Genomic DNA, 6,000 nt, shown 5'->3' on the forward strand with positions numbered 1-6,000 from the left:
CCCTGCTCAATCGTGACCAGATATGAACGTAATCAGTAGATGTCGATGTAGTCAAACGGCGGCTTTGGCCAATTCTGCTTGAGTGCGTTGAAAATCTGCGTGACCCACACCTCATCACTTGCGGCCACATTGCCAACATACCCAGAGCCTTTGGCCCAGGTCTCCAGACGGAACAGCAACCCATCGATGTCCACCCCGCCCACCGCCTTCCCCGACGAGATATAGGCGATACCGGCGTTGGTCACCCGCAACTGCGTGTGCTCGTCATCACTGGCGCTGGCGATCAGTTGGCGCACCGCGGCCAGGGTCAGGTTCTCGGGGTTATTCAAATCGATCTGCATGCAGTGTTCCCCGGTCAATAAACAGGCGCACAGTGTCGCACAGCGCCCGCCCGTTTCCGAAGCGCCTCATGCCTAAGTATCAGTGCCAAATCCGATACAAAATGGTTAACTGCCTCGCTAAAACGCGCGTTGCAGCGCACTGCCCAGTATTTTCAGCCCGTGAGACCTCCATGACCACCGTAACGCTCCAAGCCGATATCAAAGCCAAATGGCCCCAAGGACAGAGCTCGTACAGCCCCGGCAGCCCAGAGGAATTGGCGATCATCGGCATCGACCTGCTGGTCAAGGAACTTGGGACGAAAGCAGCGCAAGCGTTCATCGGCCAGATATTCGAAAAGTACCCCGCCGATCACATGGGCGCCCAGAACCCCGAGCGCGAATAAGAACCGGCCGGCGAACGCCGACCGGCAGTCCACTTACTTCAAACGCGCCAGGCGCTCGGTCAGCAGATCGAAGAAGCCTTGGGCGTCGCCATTCTCGACCCAGAACACGTTTTTTTCCTGCTTAAGGCCATCGTACCAATCAACGATGGTCTGGCCGAAGGTCGGCCCTTCGCGGCTGTCCACCACCACGTTGGCCTGGCGACCGCTGAACAGCGAAGGCTTGAGCAGATAACCAATGACAGTGGCGTCATGCACCGGCCCGCCCGGAATGCCGTAGTGCTCCATGTCACCCTTGACGTACTCATTGAGAATACTGCTGACCACTTTGCTGGCGTTGTTGTTCAGGTCAGCGATCTTTTTCAAGCGCGCGTCACTGGTCAACACTTTGTGGGTCACATCCAGCGGCAGGTAAGTCAGCTTCACACCACTCTTGAGCACAATTTCAGCGGCAACCGGGTCGGCAAAGAGGTTGAACTCCGCTACGGGGGTAATGTTACCGCCGTTGAAGTGCGCGCCCCCCATCACCACGACTTCCTTGATGCCTTGAGTGATCTCGGGCGCCTGAGTAAGCGCAAGCGCCAGGTTGGTCTGCGGGCCCAGCATTGCAATGGTGATGCTATGCGGTTTGGCGCTGCCCAGGGTCTTGATCAGGTAGTCAACGGCATTGCCTTCGGCCAGGCCTTTTTTCGGCTCGTGCACCGCCACACCGGAAATACCTTCCTTGCCGTGGATATTCTCAGCGTAGATCGGTGTACGCAGCAGCGGTTTCGATGCACCGGCGTATACCGGAATATCCTCCCGCCCTGCCCACTCACGCGCCAGACGCGCGTTGCGCGATGTCTTGTCCAGGCGCACGTTGCCAGCGACGGTGGTCAAGGCGCGAATGCTCAGCTCCTCAGGGGAAGCCATGGCAAACAGCAAGGCCACCACATCGTCGGCGCCGGGGTCGGTGTCGATGATCAAGTCGATTTTTTCCGCCGCCTGGGCGCTGGCTGCAGTGAGTGCGGACAAAAGCAGGACACTCCTAAACAAATTTCTCAGGGTTAAGAGACCACGTTGCATAAAACACTCCTTGTCGTTGGGAAATGCTAGAACGTTACGCCGGACACCAGCGCAATATTGCAGTACGGCTGACATTCACCCGTACGCACCACGGCACGCGCCGTGCGACTCAACTGCTTGAACGCCTCGTGGTTGACCAGGCGCCGCTCACCGAGGGCCGCCTGGTCCGTGAGGGTATTGAGCTCGCTCAACGCCGGTGGCTGCTTGAGCAGGATTTCTTCGGCCAATACATGGCTTTCCACCTGCATTTCGCTGAGCACCACACGCAGGGTGCTGATGAAATCCGGGACACCCTGGGTCAACGCCAGGTCGATCAGCTCAACGCCCGGCGGCACCGGCAGACCAGCGTCGCCGATCACCAGGAGGTCGCCGTGCCCCAGAGAAGCGATCACTCGCGACAGCGCAATATTGAGCAGAGGGGTCTTTTTCATGGGGACACAAAACCTTGAACGTCGTGCAGCGTTGGAATGGAGGGTTGTGCACCGGCACGGGTGACAGACAGCGCCGCCGCCACCTGGCCGAAGCGGATCGCTTCAGCTTCGCTTTTACCACCCGCCAGTGCGGCGGCAAAGCCACCCACAAAGGTGTCACCCGCGGCCGTGGTGTCTACCGCCTTGACCTGTGGCGCCAGCAGGTGCTCAACGAGCTGGCCGTCGGTAAACAGTGCCCCCTGAGCCCCCAGGGTGATGATGACCTTGCGTGCGCCCGCCTTGATCAGGTGGTTCGCCGCCAATTTGGCGCTGTCCAGTGAGTCCACCGCAATGCCGCTCAGCGCAGTGGCCTCGCTTTCGTTGGGGATCAGGTAATCAATCGAGGCGTACCACTGCGCAGGCAATGGCGCGCTGGCCGGTGCCGGGTTGAGGATGACCGTCTTGCCCAATTCACGACCGCGCTTGAGCGTGAAACCTACAGTCTCCATGGGCACCTCCAACTGGCAGACGATCACATCGGCCGCCTGTAGCACTGCATCGAACGCCTGCAACGAAGCCGGTTTCAGCTCACCGTTGCTGCCCGCGACGATCACAATCGCGTTCTGGCTGCTGTCATCCACTACGATCAACGCTACGCCGCTGGAACCTTCCACGCTGCTGACAGCCTGGCAATCAATCCCTTCCACCCGCAACGCGTCACGCAGTTGAGTGCCGTAGGCATCGGTGCCGACGCAGCCGACCATCGCAACATCCGCTCCCAGCCGCGCCGACGCCACCGCCTGATTGGCGCCCTTGCCGCCAGGCACGGTGGAGAACGTTTGGCCAATCAGGGTTTCACCGGCACGGGGTAACCGGCTGGCACGGGTGACCAGGTCCATGTTCAAGCTGCCTACTACCACTACTTTTGCTGGCATACATCAGTACTCATCAATTCGGTTCAGCGGTATTGGGCGAAGACACCGGCGACGGGCGCCGTGGACTCACGCAATACAATGCTCGGCGTCACGATGCGTTGATCGATCGGCAGTTGGGGTGTAGCAATTCGTTTCAGTAGAAGCTCGGCCGCCGTCTCGCCCAGTTGCACGATCGACTGGCCAACCGTGGTCAGCGCCGGGTAAACGTAGCGGCCCATCTGGATGTCATCGAAGCCGATCACCGATAGCTCGCCCGGTACGCGAATATTGCGCTCGGCCGCCGCACGCAACACGCCAAAACCAATCATGTCGTTGCTGGCGAATACCGCACTGGGCGGGTTTTGCGCCAGCAGTTGCACGGCGGCGGCATACCCGCCGGTGCTGGTGAAGTCGCTTTCCTGGATACGGTCGGCCGCCACCTCCACGCCCGCTTCACGCAATGCGCGGTGATAGCCCGCCAACCGCATCTGCGCGACGCGGGTACGCGCTGGGCCGCCGATACAGGCGATATCCCGGTGCCCTAATTCCAGCAAATGCCGCGTCGCGAGGTAGGCGCCCTCCTCGTGATCGATGCGCACCAGATCCACATCAATGCCGTCCAGCGCCCGGTCGACAATCACCATGGGCGTGCGCACCGCACTCAAGCCGGCAGCAAGGCCACTGTCATCGCCACCCACCGAGGTAACGATCAGTCCGTCGATGCGCTTCTCCAGCAATACCCGTAAATAGTTACGCTGCTTTTCAGCGTTGTCATCGGAATTGCAGAGGATTACGCAGTAGCCATTGCGCTCGCAATAATCCTCGATGCCCCGCGCCAATTCGGCAAAGTAGGGGTTGAGGCTGTTGGGTACCAGCAAACCGATGGTGGCCGTGGTCTTGGCCTTGAGCGACCGCGCAACGGCACTGGGAACATAGTCGAGCTGCTTGATCGCCGCTTCGACCTTGATCCGTACCGGCTCGCTGACCGGGCGCGTCTTGTTCACCACATGGGACACCGTGGTGTAGGAAATACCTGCAAGCGCTGCCACATCCTTGATCGTTGCCATGGGTCAGCCCCGCCGACTGGCGCGCTGGCTGCGGTAGGTATCGAGGACCACGGCAATCACGATCACGGCACCGGTAATGATGCGCTTGGTGGGCTCCGTGGCACCGATCTGCGCCAGGCCTGCGGCCAATACGGAAATAATCAACACGCCAAAGAAAGTACTGATAACCGAGCCGCGTCCACCCATCAGGCTGGTACCGCCGATGACCACGGCGGCGATCACTTGCAGCTCCAGGCCGGAGCCGGCATTCGGGTCCGCCGCTTCCAGCCGTGAGATCTGGAACAGTGCCGCCACGCCAGCCAGGAGGCCCATCAGGCTGAACACCAGGATCTTGTAAGGCTTGGGATTGATCCCTGCCAGGCGCACCGCCTCTTCATTGGTGCCGATGCCGATCAGGTAGCGACCGAACACGGTACGGGTCAACACCAACTGGGCAGCGATGATCACCAACAGCGCAATGATGAACGAAGGCGAAATGCCGAACGCCACCGGGTTGGACAACCAGGCGAACGAATCACCGATGTAGGCCGTGCGCGAGCCGGTCATCTGGTACGCCACGCCACGGGCCATTTCCAGCACGCCGAGGGACACGATAAACGATGGAATACGCCACGCCACGGTGATCGACCCGGTGATGGTACCGGCCAGCGCCGCGCACCCCATGCCCAGTACGGCAGCCGGCAATACGCTCCAGCCCCAGCCGAGGATCGCCACGCTGACCGCCGACGCCGCCAGCGCCAGCACCGAGCCCACGGACAGGTCGATGCCGCCGATGATCAGGATAAAGGTCATGCCCACCGCCAGTACCATCAGGTCTGGAATCTGGTTGGCCAGGGTGCTGAAGGTGTCATAGGACAGGAAGTGATCACTGAGCACCGAGAACAGCGCGATCATCGCCAGCAAGGCGCCCGCCAGGCCCAGGTAAGTGCCCAGGCCGTAGAAGTTGCCGCCGGGTTTACCGGGGGAAATGGTGGTTTTCATGGGGTATCCCTAAGCACTGCGTCGTTGAGCAGCGCATCACGTTTCTGATAGCCGGCAAAGGCGGCGGCAAGCAATTCATCCTGGGTCCAGCTGTCGCGCTCGAAGGTCTCGATCAGGCGCCCGGCAGACAGCACACCGATGCGATCGCAGATCAGCATGAGTTCACGCAGGTCGCTGGACACCACGACCAGCGCTTTGCCCTGGCGGGTCAATTCGCCGAGCAAGGCATAAATGTCGAACTTGGCCCCCACATCGATGCCTCGCGTGGGCTCATCGAACAACATCACCGAGCAATCGCGCTCCAACCAACGGCCAATCACCACTTTCTGCTGATTGCCGCCGGACAGTTCGGACACCAACTGTGCAGGGCTGGAGCTGCGGATGCGCATGGCATCGATCTGGCGCTTGGCCAAGGCGGTTTCGTCGCGGCCATTGACCACCCCGGCGCCGGAAATTTCCGGCATGTTGCCCAGGGCGATATTGGCGCTGATGGATTGCGTCAATAGCAGGCCTTCGCCCTTGCGGTCCTCAGTGATCAAGGCGATGCCGTGGCCCACTGCGTCTACCGGCGAGCGGATGCTGACCACCTGGGCCGGTGAGCCGAGGGCCACGGTGCCGCTGTCGGCCAGGTCGGCGCCGAAGATCAGCCGCAACAACTCGGTACGGCCCGCACCGATCAGGCCGGAAATGCCATAGATTTCGCCGGCACGTACCTCAAACGACACGTCGCGAACCTTGTCCGAACGGATCAGGCCTTTCACCGTCAGGGCCGGGCCGCCAATGGTGCGCGGGCCCAAGTCGATCTGCTCACCCAACTCACGACCGACCATCAAGGTCACCAA

General features: G+C 60.9%; 8 protein-coding genes. 1 reads left to right on the plus strand and 7 read right to left on the minus strand.

The annotated features are described in order from the left end of the window. Positions 1-32: 32 nt before the first annotated feature. Positions 33-341 carry a hypothetical protein gene (locus DYL59_RS25705; RefSeq protein WP_135291704.1) on the minus strand — a complete coding sequence of 103 codons (309 nt, stop codon included), beginning with the start codon at positions 339-341 and terminating at the stop codon, positions 33-35. Positions 342-511: 170 nt separating this feature from the next. On the opposite strand from DYL59_RS25705, the gene DYL59_RS25710 reads away from it, so the two are divergent. Then, positions 512-724, plus strand: a complete 213-nt coding sequence (locus DYL59_RS25710; protein WP_135291705.1) for a hypothetical protein — start codon at positions 512-514, stop codon at positions 722-724. Between the two features lie 33 nt (positions 725-757). On the opposite strand, the gene DYL59_RS25715 is transcribed toward DYL59_RS25710, so the two are convergent. From DYL59_RS25715 to DYL59_RS25740, 6 genes are all read right to left on the minus strand, one after another. Further along, positions 758-1,786: a nucleoside hydrolase gene (locus DYL59_RS25715; protein ID WP_135291706.1), complete on the minus strand. Its 1,029-nt coding sequence runs from the start codon at positions 1,784-1,786 to the stop codon at positions 758-760. 26 nt (positions 1,787-1,812) lie between these two features. After that, positions 1,813-2,217: a D-ribose pyranase gene (gene rbsD / locus DYL59_RS25720; RefSeq protein ID WP_135291707.1), complete on the minus strand. Its 405-nt coding sequence runs from the start codon at positions 2,215-2,217 to the stop codon at positions 1,813-1,815. Continuing rightward, positions 2,214-3,131 carry a ribokinase gene (gene rbsK, locus DYL59_RS25725; protein WP_135291708.1) on the minus strand — a complete coding sequence of 306 codons (918 nt, stop codon included), beginning with the start codon at positions 3,129-3,131 and terminating at the stop codon, positions 2,214-2,216. The genes rbsD and rbsK overlap by 4 nt, the downstream gene beginning before the upstream one ends. A 23-nt stretch (positions 3,132-3,154) precedes the next feature. Beyond that, positions 3,155-4,177, minus strand: a complete 1,023-nt coding sequence (locus DYL59_RS25730) for a LacI family DNA-binding transcriptional regulator (RefSeq protein ID WP_135291709.1) — start codon at positions 4,175-4,177, stop codon at positions 3,155-3,157. 3 nt (positions 4,178-4,180) lie between these two features. Further along, positions 4,181-5,158 (minus strand): ABC transporter permease, encoded by a 978-nt coding sequence (locus DYL59_RS25735; protein WP_135291710.1) that lies wholly within the window; start codon positions 5,156-5,158, stop codon positions 4,181-4,183. Further along, on the minus strand, positions 5,155-6,000 hold an 846-nt coding region (locus DYL59_RS25740; RefSeq protein WP_135291711.1), incomplete at its 5' end, for an ATP-binding cassette domain-containing protein. The genes DYL59_RS25735 and DYL59_RS25740, both read right to left, overlap by 4 nt.

The sequence above is a fragment of the Pseudomonas kairouanensis genome, from assembly GCF_004682055.1.
Taxonomy (GTDB): Bacteria; Pseudomonadota; Gammaproteobacteria; order Pseudomonadales; family Pseudomonadaceae; genus Aquipseudomonas; species Aquipseudomonas kairouanensis.

Coding starts and splice junctions, on each gene's coding strand:
- rbsK (WP_135291708.1), bottom strand. CDS start 3,131: ATGCCAGCAAAAGTAGTGGTAGTAGGCAGCTTGAACATGGACCTGGTC.
- DYL59_RS25735 (WP_135291710.1), bottom strand. CDS start 5,158: ATGAAAACCACCATTTCCCCCGGTAAACCCGGCGGCAACTTCTACGGC.
- rbsD (WP_135291707.1), bottom strand. CDS start 2,217: ATGAAAAAGACCCCTCTGCTCAATATTGCGCTGTCGCGAGTGATCGCT.
- DYL59_RS25710 (WP_135291705.1), top strand. CDS start 512: ATGACCACCGTAACGCTCCAAGCCGATATCAAAGCCAAATGGCCCCAA.
- DYL59_RS25705 (WP_135291704.1), bottom strand. CDS start 341: ATGCAGATCGATTTGAATAACCCCGAGAACCTGACCCTGGCCGCGGTG.
- DYL59_RS25730 (WP_135291709.1), bottom strand. CDS start 4,177: ATGGCAACGATCAAGGATGTGGCAGCGCTTGCAGGTATTTCCTACACC.
- DYL59_RS25715 (WP_135291706.1), bottom strand. CDS start 1,786: ATGCAACGTGGTCTCTTAACCCTGAGAAATTTGTTTAGGAGTGTCCTG.